We start from the raw sequence: 21,376 nt of genomic DNA, 5'->3' as shown, positions 1-21,376 counted from the left end.
GTATTTATGTCTTTTAAACTGCTACCATATTTTTTTAAGCCAAAAACTAAGATTATCGCTCCAAAAACTGCAACAATATTTTTAAATAAGTCATTTTCAAGTAAAAAACTTAGCAGAATAATATTGTTCAGGCAATAAATAGTAACCATATAATAAGTAGTAACCATATAAAAATATCCTTTTTTTACTTTCAATGTTCAAAACCAGAATAGTCGTTAACCCAACTTATTGTGCCGGTTGTAGTATAAGGACCAGTGTAATCAAAGTATCTGTATAGCTTAGCATAACGCTGTTTTTCATATTTTGAATTATTTCTATCACTGCGTACTCTTGTGTATACTCTATAATAGATTACAGGAATACCGTCATTAATTAATTCTGAAATAAAGGAAAATACTGAGTTTGTAATTAGTGCTGCAACACCACTAGCAGAGCCAATTATAGGACCAACTATCACAGAAACAACAATGCCTACAGCAATTCCAACTGTTACATTAGTAGCTAAATTAGATCTTGTTTCAGATATATACCAATCAGTCCAATTTCCATAAGACATTAATCCTATAGAGTTTAAACTATTTTTATTTAATGAAAAATTTTGTAGAGAATCTGTTGGAATTTGTCCAGAAGTCCATAATATTTCTCCAAGTTCATTTTTTACGATTATTTCTTTGTAATCAGAAAAGATGTTTACTTCTACAAATTCCGTTGTATTTTTTATTTTATCTACAACAGAGGTTTTTATATAAGAATCAGATACAATAATATCTTCTACAACAAAATCTTTAGGTGTATATAAGATGTCATTTTCATGCTCATTACCTATTGCATGAATAAGTGATGGGAAATTAAATTGAAAAAAGATAACGAGTAGCAAAACGATTGAGGTTATTGATTTATATTTTTTTATCATAATGTACCTCCTAAATATGAATGACTATAAAAAACGAACTATCAAGCTGAAAATAACATATCTTAAATAGCATTAAAATTAGTACATTGGACTCACCCCTTTAAAATATCACCAACAAGTGTATTAATTAAATTAATTATAAAAAGAAAAAAGAAAAAGTCAAACATTTTCTAATAAGGTTATGTGATAAAAGAAAAATAATATATGATATAGAGAAAAATTATTATAAAATCAAAGGTAAAAAAAGGTAAAATTTGGACTTGAAAAACAAAATTTGTTGTATTATTATATGAATATAAGCACTCGATCTGGAAGAGTGCTAATATTAAGGAGGTAATTATGACTTTAAAACCATTAGATGACAAAATAGTAATCAAAAAAGTAGAAAAAGAAGAGACAACAGCATCGGGAATAGTATTACCAAATTCAGCAAAGGAAGAATCGAATTTAGCTGAAGTTGTGGCAATAGGAAAAAAAGTTACAAGTGATGAAGAGACAAAAGATGAATTAAAAGTTGGAGATAAAGTTATATTCTCTAAGTATGCAGGTACAGAAGTAGAGCTGGAAAAGGTTAAATACACAATACTAAAATACACAGATATTTTAGCGGTAATTGAATAAAGCATAATAAGGAGGAAATATGGCAAAGGAAATTAAATTTTCAGAAGATGCTAGAAAAGGACTTATTGACGGTATCAATAAGCTTTCAAATACAGTAAAAGTTACACTTGGACCAAAGGGAAGAAATGTAATACTTGACAAAGAATATGGTGCACCGCTTATCACAAATGACGGGGTTACAATTGCCAGAGAAATTGAATTTGAAGATAAATTTGAAAATATGGGGGCACAACTTTTAAAGGAAGTTGCTACAAAGACAAATGATGTAGCCGGAGACGGAACTACAACAGCGACACTTTTAGCTCAAGCAATCACAATAGAAGGTATGAGAAACTTAGCTGCCGGAGCAAATCCTATGGTTCTACAAAAGGGAATTAAAAAAGCAGTTGAAACAACAGTAGAAGAAATCAAAAAGTTCTCAAGATCAGTAGAGACAAAAGAAGCTATAGCACAAGTTGCAGCAAATTCATCAGCAGATGAAGAAGTTGGAAGACTAATTGCTGAAGCAATGGAAAAAGTTGGTAAAGATGGTGTAATCACTATTGAAGAATCTAAGTCAATGGGAACAAGCCTTGAAGTTGTAGAAGGTATGCAATTTGACAGAGGATATGTATCTCCATACATGGTAACAGACAATGAAAAAATGGTTGCTGAAATGGAAAATCCATACATTCTTATTACAGATAAAAAGATAACAAACATTCAAGATTTACTTCCACTTCTTGAACAAGTTCTTCAACAATCAAAACCATTACTTGTAATAGCTGAAGATATAGAAGGTGAAGCCTTAGCTACTTTAGTATTAAATAAGTTAAGAGGAACTCTTAACATAGTGGGAGTAAAAGCTCCCGGATATGGAGATAGAAGAAAGGAAATGCTACAAGATATTGCCATTTTAACAGGTGGTAAAGTAGTATCTTCAGATCTTGGAGAAGATTTAAAAGATGCGACAATAGAAGTTTTAGGGCAAGCTCAAAAAGTTAGAGTTGAAAAAGATTTGACAGTAATTGTTGACGGGGCAGGAAATAAAGAAGACCTTGCTGCAAGAGTACAACAAATAAAAGCTCAAGCAGAAGATACAACTTCAGAATTTGATAAAGAAAAATTACAAGAAAGACTTGCCAAACTTTCAGGTGGAGTTGCAGTAGTACAAGTAGGTGCGGCAACAGAAGTTGAACTTAAAGAGAGAAAACTTAGAATAGAAGATGCCCTTTCAGCTACAAGAGCAGCAGTAGAAGAAGGAATAGTAGCCGGAGGTGGAACAGTTCTTGTGGACTGTATCGGAGTTATAGAAAAACTTTACGAAGAATCTGAAGGTGATGAAAAGACAGGCGTTGGAATAATTCTAAAAGCTTTAGAAGCACCGGTTAGACAAATTGCAGAAAATGCAGGACTTGAAGGTTCAGTTATAGCTGATAAAGTAAAAGCTGAAAAACCGGGCATAGGATATAATGCCTACACAGGAGAATATATGGATATGGTAGCTGCAGGGATAGTTGATCCAACTAAAGTAACAAGATCAGCACTGCAAAATGCAGCGTCAGTTGCATCAATGATTCTTACAACAGAAGCTGCAGTTGCTTCAATACCAAAAGAAGAACCGCAAATGCCAATGAACCCGGGAATGGGTATGATGTAAGAATAAATATAATAGAAAGTCCGATTCGAAAGAATCGGATTTTTTGTTTTAACAGTATACCGTAGAGGAAATACGAGAGAAACGAGACCCACCAGCGTAACAAAGATATTAAAATAAAATGTGGTAAGGAAGAATGTAGGGGCGGCACGAGAGAAGCGAGGCCCGCCCGTCTAACGAAAATGTAAAAACAAAGCAGCTATAAAAATGTAGGGTTGGCACGATAGTAGTAAAGTCTGCTAACAAATAAAATGCTATTTATAACAACCTAACAACTCTTTAGTTATTTTTATAAAATCAGAATGAGCCTTGTCCAGATGTACATTTTTCAAAGAAGAAACCACAAATTTATTACAACGTTTCACATTTCCAATAGATAGAAACACCGGAGTTTTCTCAAAACTTTTAAAAAACTTTTCACCTATATCATATGTAAAAGCAATACCTTCACCTATGGAGGCAAGTCTAAGACGAGTTTCCATATTCTTTATTACAACAGTTTTAGGCTCTATATTGCATTCTGAAAAATATAATTTTGAAAGCTTACCGAGCTTAGCAGTATTCGGATTGCTTATAAAAAAAGTTTCGTCTTTTAAAAGTTTCAAGTCAATCCACGGAAATTTAAAACCATCTTTCTTCTCTGCAAACTCAATATATTTAAAATCCTTGCAAACACAGATTACAACTTCTTCCTCATCTAAAATTTCATAATGCAAATGTTTATTTTGCTCATCAGCTATGTAAATTCCAATTTTAGATTTATTTTCCAAAATAGACGACTCTATTTTGTCTATACTCTCCTCTAAAATATCTATATTAAAATTAGGATAGACTTTTCTAAATTCAGGAAGAATTAAAGGCAAGATATATAAATCTCGAGTAGGTGTAATTGCAAGAGATAGAGTCCCTTTTCGTAAATTAGATATATCATTTATGCTATTTTTTAGCTCAGATTCAAGTTGCAGAATCTTTTGACCATATTCAATATAAGCTTTACCATAAGGGGTTGGAACAAATTTTCCATTAATTTTCTCAAAAAATTTTACACCCAGTTTATTTTCCATAGAACTTATAAATTTTGAAAGCGTTGGTTGTGAAACATATAACAACTCAGCTGCTTTAGAGAAGTTACCTGTATTTGCAATTGTAATTATATAATTATAATATCTCGTATCCATTAATATCACCAAAATAATTATAACATAGAGTAATAAAAACTATGAAAAATATGAATTTCACTAATAATGAAAACGATGTTATACTTTAATTAAATAAAGGGGGAGTATATATGGAAGCTAAAAAGAAAAAAATGCCACATACATTGGTAATATTGATGGGAATAATAATTTTCGCAGTTATACTTACATGGGTTATACCATCAGCAGAGTACACAAGGGTAGAAAATGCACAGGGAGTAAAAGTAATAGACCCAAACACTTTCAATTACATAGAAAAGACACCGGTAAATCCACTTAAGGTATTCAACCTGGCAATTGAAGGTTTTGAAAAGAGTGCAGTGCTTATCACAGTAATCCTTTTTTCAGGAGCAGCTTTTAACATAATAACTAAGAGTGGTGCATTGCAGTCTTTAATTGGGATGGTATCGAGAAAGACAAAGAGCAAAGAGTACTTATTTATACCAATACTGACGTTGATTTTTGGATTGATATGTACAACACAAGGAGTTAATACATTTATAGGGTTCGCTCCTATAATGGTAATGATAGCAATTGCACTTGGATTTGACTCAATTGTCGGAGCGGCAATTTTGTTATTAGGCGGAGCAGTAGGGTTTTCAACAGGGACATTAAATGTAAATACAACTATAGTTGCACAAGAGATAGCAGGACTTGCACCTTACTCAGGTATTGGTTTTAGAGCAGTTTGCTTTGTAGTATTCTATATAATTACAAACTTTATGCTTATCAAATATGCAATGAAAATAAAGAAAAATCCTGAACTCAGTCCTATGTATGAACTAGATAAGGATCGCAGCTATGAAAAAGAAGGAAATGATGAATTTAATAAACCGATGAATACACAAAAATGGCTTATAATATCATCATTATTTTTGGCTCTTGGAATTATAGTATACGGCGGAATAAAATTAAAATGGAAGTTAGATGAAACGGCGGCAGTTTTTATCTGGCTTTCAATAGTAGCTGGAGTTATAGCAGGATATTCACCTTCAACAATTGCAAAATATTTTGTAGAAGGTTGTAAAAATATGATAGGGGCAGCACTTATAATTGGATTTGCAAGAACAGTATCAGGAGTGCTATCAGCCGGAAATATAATGGATACTTCAATTCATGCAATGACTCAAGGAATAAATATATTCCCACAAATTTTAAAAGCGCCAATTATGTTCATAGTTAATTTAATAGTAAATATATTTATAACATCAGGATCAGGACAAGCGGCGGCAATTATGCCTATCTTTGCACCATTGGCAGATACAGTTGGCATTTCAAGACAAACAGCAGTATTGGCATTTAACTTTGGTGATGGATTCTGTAACTATATCTTACCAACATCAACAGCGCTTATGGGAGTTTTAGGAGCTACAGATATACCTTATGATAAATGGATGATATTTATGGGTAAAATCTTTGGTGTTTGGGTAGTAGTCGGAAGTATACTGATGATAGCGGCTGAAGCCATAGGATATATATAAGGAGTAAGTTTGAAAGAAAAAATTTTTGATAAAGTAGAGAACCAGAAACAAAGTTTGACAGATATGTCAGACTCAATATTCGACAATCCTGAATTGTGTTTTAATGAAAACTTTTCAAGTAAACTTTTAGAAGATTATCTTGAAGAAAATGGATTTAAAGTACAAAGAGGACTTGGTAGTTTAAAAACTGCATTTAAAGCAACAATTGGAGAAGAAAAAGAAAACGCATATAATGTAGGGCTATTATGCGAATACGATGCATTGCCGATGGGACACGGATGTGGGCATCAAATGCAAGGTCCAGCTATAGTTGGAGCAGCAGTGGCATTAAAAGAAGAAGATTTGCCATTTAATCTGATAGTCTATGGAACACCGGCAGAAGAAGGCGGTGGTGGGAAAATCAAGCTCTTAAAAGAAGGATTTATGAAAGAACTTGATATAGCACTTATGATGCATGGAGGTCCTGCCACACAAGTAGATGTAAAATCAATGGCAATGTCATCTCAAAAAGTTATATTCCATGGTAAAAGTGCACATTCAGCATTAAAACCGGAAGCCGGAAGAAGTGCATTAGATGCGTTGCTCTTAGCATTTCAAGGAATAGAATTTTTACGAGAACACGTAAAAGAAGATACAAAAATGCACTACACAATCTTGGAAACTCCAGGACCGGCTAATGTTGTACCTGAAAGAGCAGTTGCAGAATTTTCACTTAGAAGCTACAACTCTAAATACTTAGATGAAATAGTAGAAAGATTTAAAAAAGTAGTAAACGGAGCAGCTATGATGACAGAGACAACTGTAGAAACAGAAGAATTAAAGAGATTGGAAAGCAAAATACCGGCATATAAATTGAATGATTTATTGATGGAAAATGCAAAATTAATAGAAGCTAAAAATATAAAACCTGCAAGAGAAAAAACAGGTTCGAGCGATTTTGGGAATGTAACATATATTTTGCCGGGTGCTTGTATAAGAGTACATTTTGTTCCCGATGGCACCGTATCACATTCACAAACTTTCTTGGATTATGGAAAGTCAAAAGAAGCACACGAGTGTGTAATCAATGCGGCAAAAATATTGGCTGCAACGGTACTTGACTTAAAAGAAAATGACAATATAGCAAAAATAAAGAAAGATTTTGAAGAATATAAATCAGAAATGTAATAGAAGTCCGATTCGAAAGAGTCGGATTTTTGGTTTAACAGTTCAACATAGGAGAGGCACGAGAGAAACGAGGCACACCCGCAAAACAAAAATGTGAAAGCAGAATAAGGTTAAGGTTCAATCCACTCATTACTAAAATTATTTGCAATTGGTATACGAATAGAGAGATAATAAAAGCAAAATATTTAGTGGGGGATTAAAGTGAAAGTAAACGGAGAGAGACTTTTAAATTACTTAAAAACATTGGGGGAAATAGGACGAGATCAAGATGGCAGAATGGTAAGACTTGCCGGGAGTGACCAGGACAAAGCCGGAAGAGATAAATTAGTAGAGTGGATGAAAGAACTTGACCTCGAAATTAAAATAGACAAGATAGGGAATATATTTGGAATATGGAGTACAGAAGAAAACAAAGATAAAAAGCCAATCATGACAGGTTCACATATAGATTCAGTAATAGATGCCGGGATATATGACGGATGTTATGGAGTGATGGCAGGTCTTGAAGTAATCAGAACGCTAAAAGAAAATAATGTGGAAATAAAAAGACCATTGGTGCTTGCTGCTTTTACAAATGAAGAAGGAGTAAGGTACCATCCATCAATGATGGGTTCTCTTGCATATGTAGGTGGTTGTGAATTAGATGATGCACTTGACACAGTTGGCATAGACGGAACAACTTTAAGGGAAGAATTAAAGAGAATAGATTACCTTGGAGAAAATGAAATGGGCTTTATAGTTCCTGAAAAATTTATAGAAGCACATATAGAACAAGGACCAATTTTAGACCACGAGGGAATTTCTGTTGGAGTTGTAAGTGATCTACAGGGAATATTTTGGAAAGAAGTCACAATAATAGGTGAGGCAAATCATGCCGGAACAACACCGACTTCAATGCGTAGAGATGCAGGACTTGCTCTTGCGAAGATAAATGTATTTTTAAGAGAGTTAGCAGAACAATCAAATTCCAGAACTACTATAGGTGAAGTTGAAATAAAACCAAATGCAATAAATATCGTTCCCGGGTATGCAAAATTTACAGTGGATATAAGAAATTCAAACAAAGAAGTCTTGTTAGAACAAGAAAAGAAATTTTTTGAATATTTAAAAAAAATAGAAGAACAAGAGGACCTTAAAATAGAAGTAAGAGAGATAGCAAGCTTTGAGCCGGTAAAATTTGATGAAGAAATCCTAGACAGAGTAAGAGAATCAGCAGAGAGAAATGGCTTTAGTCACATGGAGATAACATCAGGAGCCGGACAAGATGCTCAAATGATGAGTAGAATTTGCCCAACTGCAATGATATTTGTCCCAAGCAAAAATGGAATAAGCCATAACCCAAAAGAATTTACAGAAAGTGCAGATCTGGAAAACGGAGCGAATGTATTGCTCGATGTAATAAAGAGTTATGTTGAATAGTAAAATTGGAGAGGATACAAAATTTATAAGCAAAATTGATAAAATTAAATATAAACACAAGAAAACCCGTTGCAAGATTGATTTGCAGCGGGTTAAATTTTATCTAACTACTTTTACTCTTTGTTTGATGGCCAGTTTTTCTTTGATTTCCGGTTCTTCAAGTATTTCACCAAAAGGCATTTGAGCAACCAGTTCCCAACTGTCAGGGATGTGGCAAATTTCTTTTACTACATCGTCAATAACCGGATTGTAGTGTTGTAGAGATGCGCCTATTTCTTTGTCTCTAAGTTCAGTCCAAAGTGAAATTTGAAGCATTGCTATAGAGTGTTGACTCCACGTATCAAAGTTTTCGGCATAGTTAGGCAAATTTTTTTGAATTTCTTTTACAGTATTTCTGTCTGTAAAGTAAAGTATGGTTCCATGACCGGATTTAAATGAATCGATTTTCTCTCTTGTAACTTTTCCCTCAAATGCATCGTAGATTCCATCCCAAAGGCGGTCTTGTTCTGCGCCAAGCACAACGACAACTCTTTGACTTTGTATATTAAATGCATCCGGAACTGCCAATGTAACGTCTTCAACTAATTGTATTAATTCTTCATCGCTTATTGGGATATTTTTACCAATATTATAATAACTTCTTCTCTTTTCCAATCCTTTAAACATATCATTCTCCTCTATCAAAAATTAATTTATCTTTTATAAAATTTCCATTCTGCAAATCTGCAAAAGCTTGTTCAAGTTCTCTTCTAGTATTCATTACAATAGGTCCGCCCCAAGCAATGGGTTCGTTTAGTTGCTCTGAAGATAGGAACAGAACTAAAGCTTCTTCTTGTCCGTGGTTTTTAATAACGACTTTATTTCCTTCACCAAGTTTTGCGGAGGTTTTTTCCTCTACAACTTTATTTTCTATTTCAACATCTCCAATTAAAGTAAAAACTGTTACAGATTTGTTGTCAGCAGTGTCAATTGAAACTTCTTTTCCCGGTTCTATGTGAATGTCATAGTAATCAAGTGGCAGATATTTTCCAACATGACCTTTGTGGTCTTTGTAGTTTCCGGCTAAAAGCCTTAAATAGCCACCGTCAATTTTTATTTCTTCAATGTCTTTATTTTTTATTGCATGATATTCCGGTCTGACCATTTTGTCTTTTTTAGGCAGATTCAACCACAACTGCACGCCTAGCATTCTTTCTGAAGCCGGCAATACTTCTTCGTGCATAATTCCTGAACCTGCTGTCATCCATTGTACTTCTCCATCTGAAATTTGATCTTCATTTCCAAGAGAGTCTTTGTGAACCATGTTTCCTCTATATACGTATGATATTGTTTCGATACCTCTGTGTGGGTGCATAGGGAACCCTGCTGTGTAATCGTCGGGGTCTGTGGAGTCAAAACTATCTAACATCAATATTGGGTCATAAGTGTCGGTAGTTTCATGACCTAGTACTCTGACTAAACTTACGCCGGCTCCGTCCTTTGTTCTAAAGCCCGTAACTTTTTTAACAACTTCTCTGTTCATATTATAATTCCTCCCTAAATAACTTTAAAATATCCAACAATTCTTGTTTTTTATTCAATGGTATGGGACTAAACATTTGGATAATTTTATCTTTAACTACCGGAAAAACTTTTGACATCAAAGTTTTTCCGTCATCAGTTATATGCAATATACATCTCCTACCATCGTTTGGGTCAGGACATCTCTCCAATAGCTTTCTACTCTCAAGATTTTTTATAATCAGGGGCATTGTGCCGCTAGTGGAGAGGATTTTCTGTTGAACTTGACCAATTGTAAGATCTCCTTTGTGATAGAGAGCTTCCAATACTGCGAATTGACCGGTAGTTAAACCGTGGCTATCAAAAATTTTAGAAAGAGTTCTATCCATTTTTATAACTGTTCTGTGTAAAGCAATAAAATTGTTCAACTCAAGATTTTTCATTAACATCACCTAACTTATCTCTATCTAGAGATAAATATACCCTAGAAAAAATTATTAAAACATTTTGTTATTTTTCATATACAAAGCTTGGGTCCATATGTGTGTAAAATTGTGTTTCTCCGTCTTTTTCTAAAGTTATTGCCTCGCCGTCAATGGAGTCTCTATACTCTCTTGTAACTTTATAGCCTTTAGATTCCCACTCTTTTTTTAATTCAATATAATTTTGCTCACGGAGTGTAATGTATTTTTCAAGCTCATCATTATTTACCGAGTAAGCATCTACTTTAGTTGTAAAATCTCTCCATTCATTTTTTGAAAGTAATGGAAGTTCTTCAATTTCTATTTCAATTGTTGAATCTTGCTCAAACATAAATTTGCTCAGGAGTATTTCATTGTTTCCAATAGATATTTTTTCAATTGGGCGCATCTTATTCTCTTCTATAAAATAACTATTGTAGTATTCATAATTTTCAATTATTACATTTGGAATTTTTTCAATAAAATCTATAGCTTCTTTTTCAGTTTCAAAAATTCCAAAGTTTTTGCTATTTTCTTTTTGTATAAATTTTATAATAAACATAGAATCATCCTTTTTATTAAATATTTACCCTTAATTTTAAAATAATCATATAAATGGGTAAATTTAAAAAGAGGTGATAGGATGAAAATAATACCGATAAGAGCATTTGAAGATAATTATATATGGACTTTAATAAAAGGGAATAATGCAGTAGTAGTTGATCCGGGAGAGGCTGAACCTGTATTAAAATACAAAAAAGAAAATGAACTCAACCTGGTAGGAATTTTGTTAACTCATAAACATTCAGACCATGTAGGTGGAGTGAGAACTTTAAAAAATAAATTTGATTTAAAAGTTTATGGACCGAAAGAAATAGAAAATCTAGCAGATATTGTTGTACGAGATGGAGATATTTTTGAAATTTTGGATGAGAAAGTAGAAGTGATTAAGACCTCAGGTCATACGGAAGAGCATGTCTCATACTTGATAGAAAATAATTTATTTTGTGGAGATGCATTATTTTTAGCCGGGTGTGGAAGAGTATTTACAGGTGACTATGAAGCACAGTACAATACTATTCAAAAATTTAAAGAATTGAATGGAGATACAAAAGTGTTTGCAGCGCATGAATACTCTAAGACAAATTTAAAGTTTGCAGATAGTGTAATGCCATCTGAAGCAGTGAGTTCGGCGATGAAACTTGTAGAAACTTTAGAGAAAGAGGGTAGGCCATCTTTGCCGTCAACTATCGGAATGGAACTTGATATAAATCCATTTATGAAGGCCGGGAGTTTTGAAGAGTTTAAAAAATACAGAGATATACGAGATGGTTTTTAAAAAAGTCCAAATAAAATTTATAAATAATAGTGTATTAGTTAAATTAATTTAATATACTTTAGATATAAATATTAATTTTAGAGGTTGGGAATGTGAGTAAGAATATTTTTAAGTACTTCAATATAAAATTTAAACATATACTCTATGCAGTTATATTGAATATATTTATGTCTTATGTAATAAGAGGAATAGCAGTAGAGGTTTTAAACTACATAATAGGATTATCAGGGGAAGTAAATATAAATTTTTCTAATTTTAAAGAGCTTCTATCTAATCCTATTTTGATTTTGGGGTTTGGAGTTTATTTGATTTTAATTTCAATAGTGGCATATTTTGAACTATATTTGATAATTAAATTATGTACTAATCAGTTGTCGGGAAGTAATTTTGAATTTAAAAGAGAATTTTTAAACTTTAAAAATAGAATATCCAACAGCTCTTTACTAGATGCTATTTTATTTTTTATATACATTATTTTAATAATTCCATTGGCAGAAATTGGATTTAGTATATCGTTGACAAAAGGCATATATATTCCTCAATTTATTACAGATGAATTATTTAAAACAGATTTTGGAGCGTTTTTTACATCTGTATTTATTTTGGCTCTAGTTTATATAAACTTTAGATTGATTTATATATTGGTTTTGGCGGTTATAAAAAATCAAAGTTTTTTTAAAAACATAAGAGAGAGTTTAGAACTTACCAAAAAATATGGAAAGAAGATGATATTAAAATTATCATTGTTTGAAATTGTGATATATTTTTCAAGGGCCATATTGATATATTTTTTATTAAAATTCCTCAGTATAGCAACCACATTTACGGATTCACTATGGATAGAAGCTGTAGTACTTACCATTATTAAGACTGTAAATATTTTATTTGTAACGCTTACAAAACTTGGAATAGTACTCATACTTTTGGAACTGATAGAGTATAGAGAATATAAACCTATTGAGAATATAAAAAATAAAAAGAATATCTTTAAAAATAAAAAGTTGGTAGTTATTTTGAGTATGACAATTTTTATTTTAGGAGTACTTTATAATGGAATGAAAATCTATATATTACAGCCAAATTCCAAAATAGAAATTGTAGCGCACAGAGGATTTGCCAAAAAAGGTGTTGAAAATTCCATAGAAGCGTTAGAAGGCGCAGCGGAAACAGGAGCAGATTTTTCTGAGATGGATTTAATGCTTACAAAAGATAAAAAATTTATTGTCATGCATGATTATAACTTAAAGAGATTGTCTAATTTAAACAAGAATGTGCGGGATATGAATTTAGATGAAATCAAACAACTCAATATAACTCAAGATTCATTCACCACAAAGATTCCGACATTTGAAGAATATGTACAAAAGGCAAAAGAACTAAATATAAAACTATTAGTTGAATTAAAACCACATGGATATGAGCCGAATAACTATGCTGAATTGATAGTTGAGGAGATGAAAAGGCTGGGCATAGACAAAGAATATAAGTATATGTCTCTTAATTTAGATTTGATGCAGAAAATAAAAAAACTTGCACCTCAAATGAAAGTTGGATATGTAATTCCAATACAATTTGGACAATTTTCTGATGATGGTGTAGATTTTTGGGTAATAGAAGATTTTTCATATAGAGAAATATTGGTTTTACAAGCTATCTTAAATAAGAAAGAGCTTTATATATGGACTGTTAATGAAAAGAGCAGAATAGAATACTATCTAAATACATTAGTTACAGGACTTATAAGTGATAATCCGGATGAAATAAAGCAAATTAAAGATAACAATACAAAATACAACTCTTTTTTCGACAGGGTTTTCAAATTAATATAAAATTTATTAGGGCTGAGTTATATCAGTTAGATTAATTTGAGCTGTTGAATTATAATAGCTATGCAAAATAATTTGAAGATTAGACTATTTAAAGTCGAATATGTATAAAATTAAGAGTGACAACATAAATTCTAACGAGAGAAATTGAATAATCGAAACAAAATTTAGATTTTTAAATCAGAATATAAAAAATGCTCCACGTGGAGCATTTATAATTATAAATTGATTTAGATAAAATTTGGTCGGTTTGGGGGAAATATATGATTATAAAATTGAGAACTAATGTGCAGGAAAACCAATTAAAAGAATTAATAGATAGAATAGAAAAAAGAGGTTTATCTGTAGAATGTTCTAAGGGAAATGCAATACAATTAGTTGAGATAATTGGCAATACTGAAAAAGTTGACTTGAGCGAAATTTTAAAGATGGATTGTGTGGACGAAGTATTTAGAAAGCAAGAAAATGCAAAGAAATCAAGCAGACAGTACAAACCACAAGACACTGTAATAACTCTTGACAACGGAACTAAAATAGGCGGGGGGAACTTTGTATTGATAGCAGGACCTTGCTCAGTCGAGTCGGAAGAGCAGGTTATTGAAATTGCAAAGAGCGTTAAAAAATCAGGGGCAAATGTACTAAGAGGCGGAGCTTTTAAACCTCGTACATCCCCGTATGATTTTCAAGGAATAGGAATGGACGGACTTAAAATTTTGTCAAAGGCAAAGGTCGAAACAGGATTGCCGATAGTTTCTGAAATAATGAATATAAATCTTATCGAACACTATGAAGATGTAGACATTCTACAAGTTGGTGCAAGAAATATGCAGAATTTTGAACTCTTGAAAGAACTTGGGAAAATAGACAAGCCAATTCTTTTAAAGAGAGGACTATCTGCAACTTATAATGAATTGTTGTCAGCGGCAGAATATATATTAAGTGGAGGAAATCAAAAGGTTATACTTTGTGAGCGTGGTATAAGAACATTTGAGACATTTACAAGAAATACATTGGATATATCTTCCGTGCCGGTTCTCCATGAAAAGACACATTTGCCAATTATAATCGACCCTTCCCATGCGGCGGGAATGGCGAGAATGGTAAGGCCGCTTTCTCTTGGGGCTGTTGGAGCAGGAGCAGATGGACTTATAATTGAAGTCCACAACGACCCTGAAAATGCGCTATGTGATGGGGCTCAATCGTTAAGACCTGATGAATTTGACAGAACGGCGAAAACGGTCTTTAAACTCAGAGAAGTTTTGAATGAAGATTAAGGAATAGCAGTTGGAGGATTTGATTTGCAAAAGATTAAAGTATCCACTTCAAGTGAATATGAAATTTTAATAGAAAAGGGTATTCGTTTAAAACTTAGAGAGATTTTGCCTAAGAGAGAAGACTGTAAGTATATAGTGCTAACTGATGAAAATGTAGACAAGTTGTATGGCAGAAAACTGTTTGAATCTCTATCAAAATACAACCTTATAAAATATGTATTAAAACCCGGAGAAAATTCCAAATCATTTGAAGAATTGCAGAAGTTTTTAGAGTTTATGGCTCAAAAAGATATAAATGCAAATGATGTTTTAATAGCATTTGGCGGAGGAGTAATAGGAGATTTTGGCGGCTTTGCAGCGGGAGTTTATCGCAGGGGAATAGACTATATACAACTTCCTACGACACTGCTCTCACAAGTGGATTCATCAGTTGGTGGAAAGACGGCAGTAAACTTGAATGAAGGTAAAAATTTAGTGGGTCTTTTTAAACAACCGATAGCCGTCTATTGTGATCCGGAATATTTTAAGACACTTGAAGATAGAGATTTTAGCTCAGGAGTTGGAGAAGCAATAAAATATGGAGTCCTATTCGATAAAAATCTATTTGAAGAACTCAGCAGGGGAATAGATAAAAATCAAGATTTGAGCAATATAGTAAAGAGATGTGTTGAGTTGAAGAGAGACGTCGTAGAGGCAGATGAATACGACAATGGCAAGAGACAACTTTTGAATTTAGGACACACTATTGCTCACGCTATAGAGATTAAATCCGAATATGAAATAACTCACGGGAGAGCAGTTGCAATAGGGATGGCAATAATGGCACGAGCTTGTAATAAAATTGGAATTTTCAAGGGCGATATAAGCGATATAGAAAATTGCCTTGAGAAAAATAATTTGCCGACAAAAACCAAATTTAACATAGATGAGCTATTTGAACTAATAGAGAGAGATAAAAAACGCAGGGGCTCATATATAAATGAAATATTAATTGAAGACATAGGAAGTTGCAACTTGAAGAAGTTTAGTTTTGGAGAGTTAAAAGAATTGATAAAAAAGGGAATGAAATGAAGATAAGTTCAAAAATATTGGAAGGCGAAGTGAAGGCCGTTCCTTCTAAATCTTATGCACACAGAGCTTTGATATGTGCAGCATTGGCGCAGGGAGTATCCACAATATATTTTGACAAGACCTCGGAAGATATAGAGGCAACTATATCTTGTCTTGAAGAGCTTGGGGCAAGTGTTAAGAGATATTTAAATAGAGTGGAGATCAGGGGAATAAACTTAGGGGAATTCCCCAAAATTAACGTGCGAGAAAGTGGATCGACATTTAGATTTTTGTTGCCGGTCAGCACAGTTTTATACGAAAGTATTGAATTTATCGGAGAGGGTAGACTTCCCGACAGACCGATTGCCGAATTGATTGAAGTCTTAAAAGCAAATGGAGTTGAATTTGACAGAGATAGGCTTCCATTCAGGACACATGGAAAGTTCAAAGCCGGGAAATATGAACTTGTTGGGAATGTGAGTTCGCAATACATCTCAGGGATTTTGATGGCGGCGAGCATAATGAACGAGAAATCAGAATTGAAATTGACATCGAGTTTAGAATCTAAAAACTACGTCGATATGACTTTGCAAGTTATGAAAGAATTTGGCGCAAAAGTAAGTTTCAAAGATGATGCATATAAAATTTTGCCAACCGGATATAAATCACGAGAATATAGAGTTGAAGGGGATTGGTCAAATGCGGCGTTCTTTTTAGTTGCCGGAGCATTGGGAGGAAAGATTTCAATGTCAGATTTGAATGCAGAAAGTCTTCAGGGCGATAGAAAGATTTTAGATATACTGAGAGATTTTGGGGCTGAAGTTGAGATGGGAAACCGAGTCACAATAGAACCGAAATTTAGAAAAAATATAGAAGTAGATTTGAAAGATGTACCAGATTTACTTCCAATTTTGTCGGTTTTGGCAACTTCAGTAGATGGAGGAGTGTCTAAATTTTATAACGGAGGAAGGCTTAGATTAAAAGAGAGTGACAGATTGAGTTCAACTGCTGAAATGATTAGGAACTTGGGCGGGAAAGTTGAAGAGAGAGAAAGTGAGCTGTTAGTCTATGGAACAAACGGACTCTCAGGTGGAGAAGTCGACTCATATAATGACCATAGAATAGCCATGGCAAGTAGCATTGCTTCAATTATAAGTGGCGGAGAGATATACTTAAGTGGAGCAAGTGCAGTAAACAAATCTTATCCCAAGTTCTATGAAGATTTTAAAAAATTGGGAGGTAAATATGAGCTCTAGTTTTGGAAAGAATATAGTGGTTACAATATTTGGGGAGTCTCATGGTCATTATATAGGAGTGGTCATAGATGGGTTGCCAATTGGAACACAAATTGACATGGAAAAATTAAATGAGTTTATGTCGAGAAGAGCACCCGGGAAAAACAGATTTGGAACTAAACGAAAAGAGAGAGATTTACCAAAATTTGTAGCAGGAGTTCAAGATGGAAAGATAGTTGCAAATACAATATGTGCAATTATAGAAAACAGTGATCAAAGGTCATCAGATTATGAGCAGTTTAAAGACACTCCGCGACCTTCTCACGCAGATTATGTTGCATATGTAAAATATGGAACTGAAATGGATATGAGAGGCTCAGGTTCATTTTCAGGCAGGCTTACAGCACCGCTCTGTATAGCTGGTGGAATTGCAAAACAAATATTGGAGAAAAAAGGAATAGAAGTGCAGTCTCATATAAGTTCCATAGGGGGAATAAGAGATGTTGAGATTGACTATGCGAAGCCGGATATGAAAGCCTTAAAAGAATGCGAGAAAAAAGAGATTCCTGTAATTTCAGAAGAAGTTTCAGAAAAAATTAAACAGTGCATAGAAAAAATACGAAAAGAAGAAAACTCAATAGGAGCAGAAATAGAATGTTTTGCAACAGGAGTGCCAATAGGCCTTGGAGAACCGAACTATGACAGTTTTGATGCAGTGCTTGCCAAACTTGTGTTCTCAGTGCCGGCAGTGAGAGGTTTTTCATTCGGAGCCGGTTTTGATGCAGTCTCCATGACCGGAAGAGAACACAACGATGAATATGAATTGAATGATGGAGTTAAGACCACCACAAATAATGCGGGTGGAGTTGTCGGGGGGATAACCAACGGAATGCCCATAGTTTTTAAAACGGCAATAAAGCCGACAGCTTCCATAGGTTTGAGCCAACGCTCATTTTCAATATCGGAAAATGTCGAGAAAGATTTGGAAATAAAGGGAAGACATGACCCTTGCATAGGTATTAGGATACTGCCGGTTATAGAGTCCGTTTGTGCATTGACTATCTTAGATTTTATGGAGAATTAAATGGAATACGGATTGCTCGGAGAAAAATTGGGACACAGTTTTTCAAAAGAAATACACAATTTAATAGGAAAATACCAATATGATTTATATGAAAAGAAAATAGATGAGATAGAAGATTTTTTGAAGAGTGGCATATACGGATTTAATGTCACCATTCCATATAAAATAGAAATTATGAAATATTTAGACGAAATAAGTCCAATTGCAAAAAAGATAGGGTGTGTAAATACTGTATACAAGAAAGATGGGAAGTGGATAGGAGACAACACAGACTACTTTGGATTTAAATACACATTGGAGAGTTTGAAAGAGGAAATATCTTCGGCGATAATACTTGGAGATGGGGCTACATCTAAGACGGTAGCGACAGTTCTTGAAGATAAGAAAATTGAATTTCAGAAGATATCTCGAAAAAAAACTCCTTATTATTCTCAGATAGAAGAATTTTTAAACGTTGAACTCATTGTGAATACAACGCCGATTGGAATGTATCCAAACAATGGAGAAAACTTGATATCAATCAAAAATTTTAAAAATTTAAAAGGTGTGATAGACGTAGTGTATAATCCATTGATAACATCGCTTTTATTTGAGGCAAGAGAGATGGGCATTCCACACTCAAATGGACTTATGATGTTGGTAGCGCAGGCCGTTAAGGCAGCTGAAATATTTACAGAAACTAAAATCGAAAACATACGTGAAATCACAAGTGAGATGATGAAACAAGAAAATATTGTTTTAGTTGGGATGCCCGACTCCGGAAAGAGTAGTATTGCTCCTTTGATAGCTGAGAAAATGAGTAGAGAGTTTGTAGATTTAGATTTGGAAATTGAAAAATTTAGTGGCGAAAAAATAGATGATATATTTAAAAAATACGGTGAAGCTAAATTTAGAGAGATGGAGACAGAAGTTTGTAAAAAATTTGGAAAGCTAAATGGATTGGTAATCTCAACAGGTGGCGGAGTTGTGATCAGAGAAGAAAACTATCAACCACTAAAACAAAATGGAAAAATTTATCTCTTAAAAAGAGAATTGAACGAATTACATCTTGAAAATCGACCGCTTTCAAAAGAATATGGGACAGCTGAACAACTTTGGCAAAAAAGAGAGAAACAATACTTAAGATTTGCAGACAAGACAATAGAAAATACAAGTGTAAAAAAAGCAGCTGAAGAAATTATAGAGGATTTTAATGAAAATATTAGTTATTAACGGACCGAATATAAACATGCTTGGGATAAGAGAAAAAGAGATATACGGAACACAGACATACCAAGATTTGTTGAACATGATAAGTGAATTTTGTAGAAAAGAGCAAATTGAAGTTTCATTTTTTCAATCGAACCACGAAGGAGAGATTGTAGATGAAATTCAAAGAGCTTATGGAAATTATGATGGAATAGTAATTAATCCGGCGGCATACACGCACACATCAGTGGCAATACTAGATGCGTTAAAGGCAGTTGCCATACCGACAGTTGAAGTTCACATAACAGATACATCAAAAAGAGAAGACTTTAGAAAAATTTCATACATTAGGCTCTTTGCAGAGAATACAATTCAGGGAAGAGGATTAACAGGATATTTGGAAGCAATAGACTATCTGAATGAGAAATTAAGAATATAAAAATACTGATTAAACTTATTTATTGTATATTTTAGGTTATTATATAATTATATTATTTCGAGGGAGGGCTAAGGGCGTTGTACCCCAGGGCAACCTCTCTTTTTTCTGTCGAAAAAATTCACCTTTCGATTCTCCCTCACGCCCTCCCTCGAGCACCCTCCCCCTACACCCTCAAAACGCTTTTGGGCTGGTTTTCGTATGTAATATTGCTAAGTTTTTAATACTTTTTTGAAACTATGTTGATTTGGTTGAAAAAACGTAGGGGCGGCACGTATTTGCAAGAAAATAAAGAATTAAAAAAGAAATAAACAAATAAAAAATATAAATAATAAAACAGTAAAGGCCCGCCCGCGAAAATTGATTTAATAAAAACAAACCCAACCAACTACAATATCAAAAAAATTTGCGAACTAGAATAAAACGCTATAAAATATTAAATGAAAAATAATTTAAATTTAATATATTCATACAGTGCTTTGGGGGTAGCATGAAAAAGAAAAACATACTAAAAAAAATAGTTGGAGTTTTCTTATTTTTGATTATAGTGGGAAGCATATTAACAGGAAATTATCTTGTAAATTATGCACTTGCAAGACAAGGTGATGGGGGAAACAGAAAAGTAAAACCTCTAAAAAAGATAGAAAATCCAATTGTAAAAGAAAATAAAACACTTCAAGAAAAGAAAAATAGCGAGTTTTTGGACAAAAACACACCACAAGAAATAAACATAAAGAGCTTTGATGGACTTAATTTAAAAGGATATTGCTATTTGAATAATGACTCTGAAAAGTGGGCGCTGATAATACACGGTTACAGAAATACTCACGAAGATATGTATGCATATGCTCAAAGATATTTTGAAAAAGGATATAACGTGTTGATGCCGGATTTAAGAGGATCCGGAAATTCAGAGGGCGAGTATATAGGAATGGGGTATTTAGATAAATACGACAGTGGGTCGTGGGCGAATTGGATAGTTAAAAATAATGAAAATCCGGAAATTGTAGTACACGGTCTTTCTATGGGGGCAGCTACGACTATGATGTTGGCAGGAGAAAAAACTCCGGATAATGTTAAAGTATTTATAGAAGATGCCGGATATACTTCCGTTTATGATATTTTCAAATCCGAGTTAAAAGTTAGATTTAATTTGCCAAGCTTTCCGATTTTAAATGTTGCCGGAATGATAAGCAAAATAAAGGCGGGCTATGCTTTTAAAGGGGCATCAGCAGTTGAGCAAATTGCAAAATCAACTAAGCCAGTCATGTTTATTCACGCCGAGAATGACAACTTTGTACCATTTAGAATGCTTGATGAATTGTATAATGCAAAACAGATGGGAGCTAAGAAAAAACTGGTTGCAAAAAATGCCGGACATACAGAAGCAAAATATTCTCTAGGTGAAGAATATTGGAATGAAGTTTTTAAATTCATAGATGAAAATAAATAATATTTATATAAGAGTGAGATTAATTTATAATTTCATTCTTTTATACAGCAGAAAGATGAAAAAATAATCTGAATAAAGATAAATAATAGATCTTTCA

General features: G+C 33.3%; 20 protein-coding genes. 14 read left to right on the top strand and 6 right to left on the bottom strand.

Annotation, left to right across the window (positions count from 1 at the left end):
* Nucleotides 1–190: 190 nt before the first annotated feature.
* Nucleotides 191–913 (bottom strand): hypothetical protein, encoded by a 723-nt coding sequence (locus DYE58_RS05355; protein WP_004823545.1) that lies wholly within the window; start codon nt 911–913, stop codon nt 191–193.
* Between the two features lie 339 nt (nt 914–1,252).
* Here DYE58_RS05355 and DYE58_RS05350 point away from each other — a divergent pair, with 339 nt between their 5' ends.
* Entirely contained in the window at nt 1,253–1,534 is a 282-nt protein-coding gene (locus tag DYE58_RS05350; protein WP_004820155.1) for a co-chaperone GroES, read from the top strand.
* 19 nt (nt 1,535–1,553) lie between these two features.
* Nucleotides 1,554–3,173: a chaperonin GroEL gene (groL, locus tag DYE58_RS05345; RefSeq protein ID WP_004820157.1), complete on the top strand. Its 1,620-nt coding sequence runs from the start codon at nt 1,554–1,556 to the stop codon at nt 3,171–3,173.
* Nucleotides 3,174–3,424: 251 nt separating this feature from the next.
* Here the strand turns inward: groL and DYE58_RS05340 are convergent, their stop codons facing one another.
* Entirely contained in the window at nt 3,425–4,348 is a 924-nt protein-coding gene (locus DYE58_RS05340; protein WP_115312083.1) for a LysR family transcriptional regulator, read from the bottom strand.
* Between the two features lie 110 nt (nt 4,349–4,458).
* On the opposite strand from DYE58_RS05340, the gene DYE58_RS05335 reads away from it, so the two are divergent.
* From DYE58_RS05335 to DYE58_RS05325, 3 genes are all read left to right on the top strand, one after another.
* Nucleotides 4,459–5,847: a YfcC family protein gene (locus DYE58_RS05335; RefSeq protein WP_004820160.1), complete on the top strand. Its 1,389-nt coding sequence runs from the start codon at nt 4,459–4,461 to the stop codon at nt 5,845–5,847.
* Nucleotides 5,848–5,856: 9 nt separating this feature from the next.
* A complete protein-coding gene (locus DYE58_RS05330; protein WP_004820163.1) occupies nt 5,857–7,014 on the top strand; it encodes an amidohydrolase in 1,158 nt (385 codons plus the stop codon).
* Nucleotides 7,015–7,215: 201 nt separating this feature from the next.
* Complete coding sequence (locus DYE58_RS05325) at nt 7,216–8,433, top strand: Zn-dependent hydrolase (protein WP_004820164.1); 1,218 nt, start codon at nt 7,216–7,218, stop codon at nt 8,431–8,433.
* A gap of 99 nt (nt 8,434–8,532) precedes the next feature.
* Here DYE58_RS05325 and DYE58_RS05320 read toward each other — a convergent pair whose 3' ends face one another.
* The 4 genes from DYE58_RS05320 to DYE58_RS05305 all read right to left on the bottom strand — a co-directional run bounded on the left by DYE58_RS05320 (nt 8,533) and on the right by DYE58_RS05305 (nt 10,956).
* The gene (locus tag DYE58_RS05320; protein WP_040552227.1) at nt 8,533–9,099 is read right to left on the bottom strand and encodes a nitroreductase family protein; all 567 of its coding nucleotides are present in this window, start codon (nt 9,097–9,099) and stop codon (nt 8,533–8,535) included.
* A gap of 1 nt (nt 9,100) precedes the next feature.
* On the bottom strand, nt 9,101–9,955 hold the full coding sequence (locus DYE58_RS05315) for a pirin family protein (protein WP_004820168.1): 855 nt from the start codon (nt 9,953–9,955) through the stop codon (nt 9,101–9,103).
* A 1-nt stretch (nt 9,956) separates the two neighbouring features.
* Nucleotides 9,957–10,376 (bottom strand): MarR family winged helix-turn-helix transcriptional regulator, encoded by a 420-nt coding sequence (locus tag DYE58_RS05310; protein ID WP_040552229.1) that lies wholly within the window; start codon nt 10,374–10,376, stop codon nt 9,957–9,959.
* Nucleotides 10,377–10,443: 67 nt separating this feature from the next.
* A complete protein-coding gene (locus DYE58_RS05305) occupies nt 10,444–10,956 on the bottom strand; it encodes a hypothetical protein (RefSeq protein ID WP_004820172.1) in 513 nt (170 codons plus the stop codon).
* A gap of 81 nt (nt 10,957–11,037) precedes the next feature.
* On the opposite strand from DYE58_RS05305, the gene gloB reads away from it, so the two are divergent.
* From gloB to DYE58_RS05260, 9 genes are all read left to right on the top strand, one after another.
* Nucleotides 11,038–11,733: a hydroxyacylglutathione hydrolase gene (gloB, locus tag DYE58_RS05300; RefSeq protein WP_004820173.1), complete on the top strand. Its 696-nt coding sequence runs from the start codon at nt 11,038–11,040 to the stop codon at nt 11,731–11,733.
* 92 nt (nt 11,734–11,825) lie between these two features.
* Entirely contained in the window at nt 11,826–13,562 is a 1,737-nt protein-coding gene (locus DYE58_RS05295) for a glycerophosphodiester phosphodiesterase (RefSeq protein ID WP_115312082.1), read from the top strand.
* A 260-nt stretch (nt 13,563–13,822) separates the two neighbouring features.
* Nucleotides 13,823–14,833 carry a 3-deoxy-7-phosphoheptulonate synthase gene (gene aroF / locus DYE58_RS05290; RefSeq protein ID WP_004820180.1) on the top strand — a complete coding sequence of 337 codons (1,011 nt, stop codon included), beginning with the start codon at nt 13,823–13,825 and terminating at the stop codon, nt 14,831–14,833.
* A gap of 24 nt (nt 14,834–14,857) precedes the next feature.
* Nucleotides 14,858–15,904 (top strand): 3-dehydroquinate synthase, encoded by a 1,047-nt coding sequence (gene aroB, locus DYE58_RS05285; protein ID WP_004820182.1) that lies wholly within the window; start codon nt 14,858–14,860, stop codon nt 15,902–15,904.
* Nucleotides 15,901–17,139 (top strand): 3-phosphoshikimate 1-carboxyvinyltransferase, encoded by a 1,239-nt coding sequence (aroA, locus tag DYE58_RS05280; protein WP_004820184.1) that lies wholly within the window; start codon nt 15,901–15,903, stop codon nt 17,137–17,139. The genes aroB and aroA overlap by 4 nt, the downstream gene beginning before the upstream one ends.
* Nucleotides 17,129–18,202: a chorismate synthase gene (gene aroC, locus DYE58_RS05275; protein WP_040552232.1), complete on the top strand. Its 1,074-nt coding sequence runs from the start codon at nt 17,129–17,131 to the stop codon at nt 18,200–18,202. Before aroA ends, aroC begins: the two co-directional genes overlap by 11 nt.
* Nucleotides 18,203–19,414 carry a shikimate kinase gene (locus tag DYE58_RS05270; RefSeq protein WP_004820186.1) on the top strand — a complete coding sequence of 404 codons (1,212 nt, stop codon included), beginning with the start codon at nt 18,203–18,205 and terminating at the stop codon, nt 19,412–19,414. It begins immediately after the preceding gene.
* Nucleotides 19,395–19,829, top strand: coding sequence for a type II 3-dehydroquinate dehydratase (gene aroQ, locus DYE58_RS05265; protein ID WP_004820187.1), 435 nt, complete (start codon nt 19,395–19,397; stop codon nt 19,827–19,829). The genes DYE58_RS05270 and aroQ overlap by 20 nt, the downstream gene beginning before the upstream one ends.
* Before the next feature lie 487 nt (nt 19,830–20,316).
* A complete protein-coding gene (locus tag DYE58_RS05260; RefSeq protein ID WP_004820188.1) occupies nt 20,317–21,279 on the top strand; it encodes an alpha/beta hydrolase in 963 nt (320 codons plus the stop codon).
* The last annotated feature ends 97 nt before the right edge of the window (nt 21,280–21,376 follow it).

This window comes from Peptoniphilus indolicus (assembly GCF_900454665.1).
GTDB classification, from domain to species: domain Bacteria; phylum Bacillota; class Clostridia; order Tissierellales; family Peptoniphilaceae; genus Peptoniphilus; species Peptoniphilus indolicus.
This window is presented reverse-complemented; position numbering and strand designations above follow the sequence as displayed.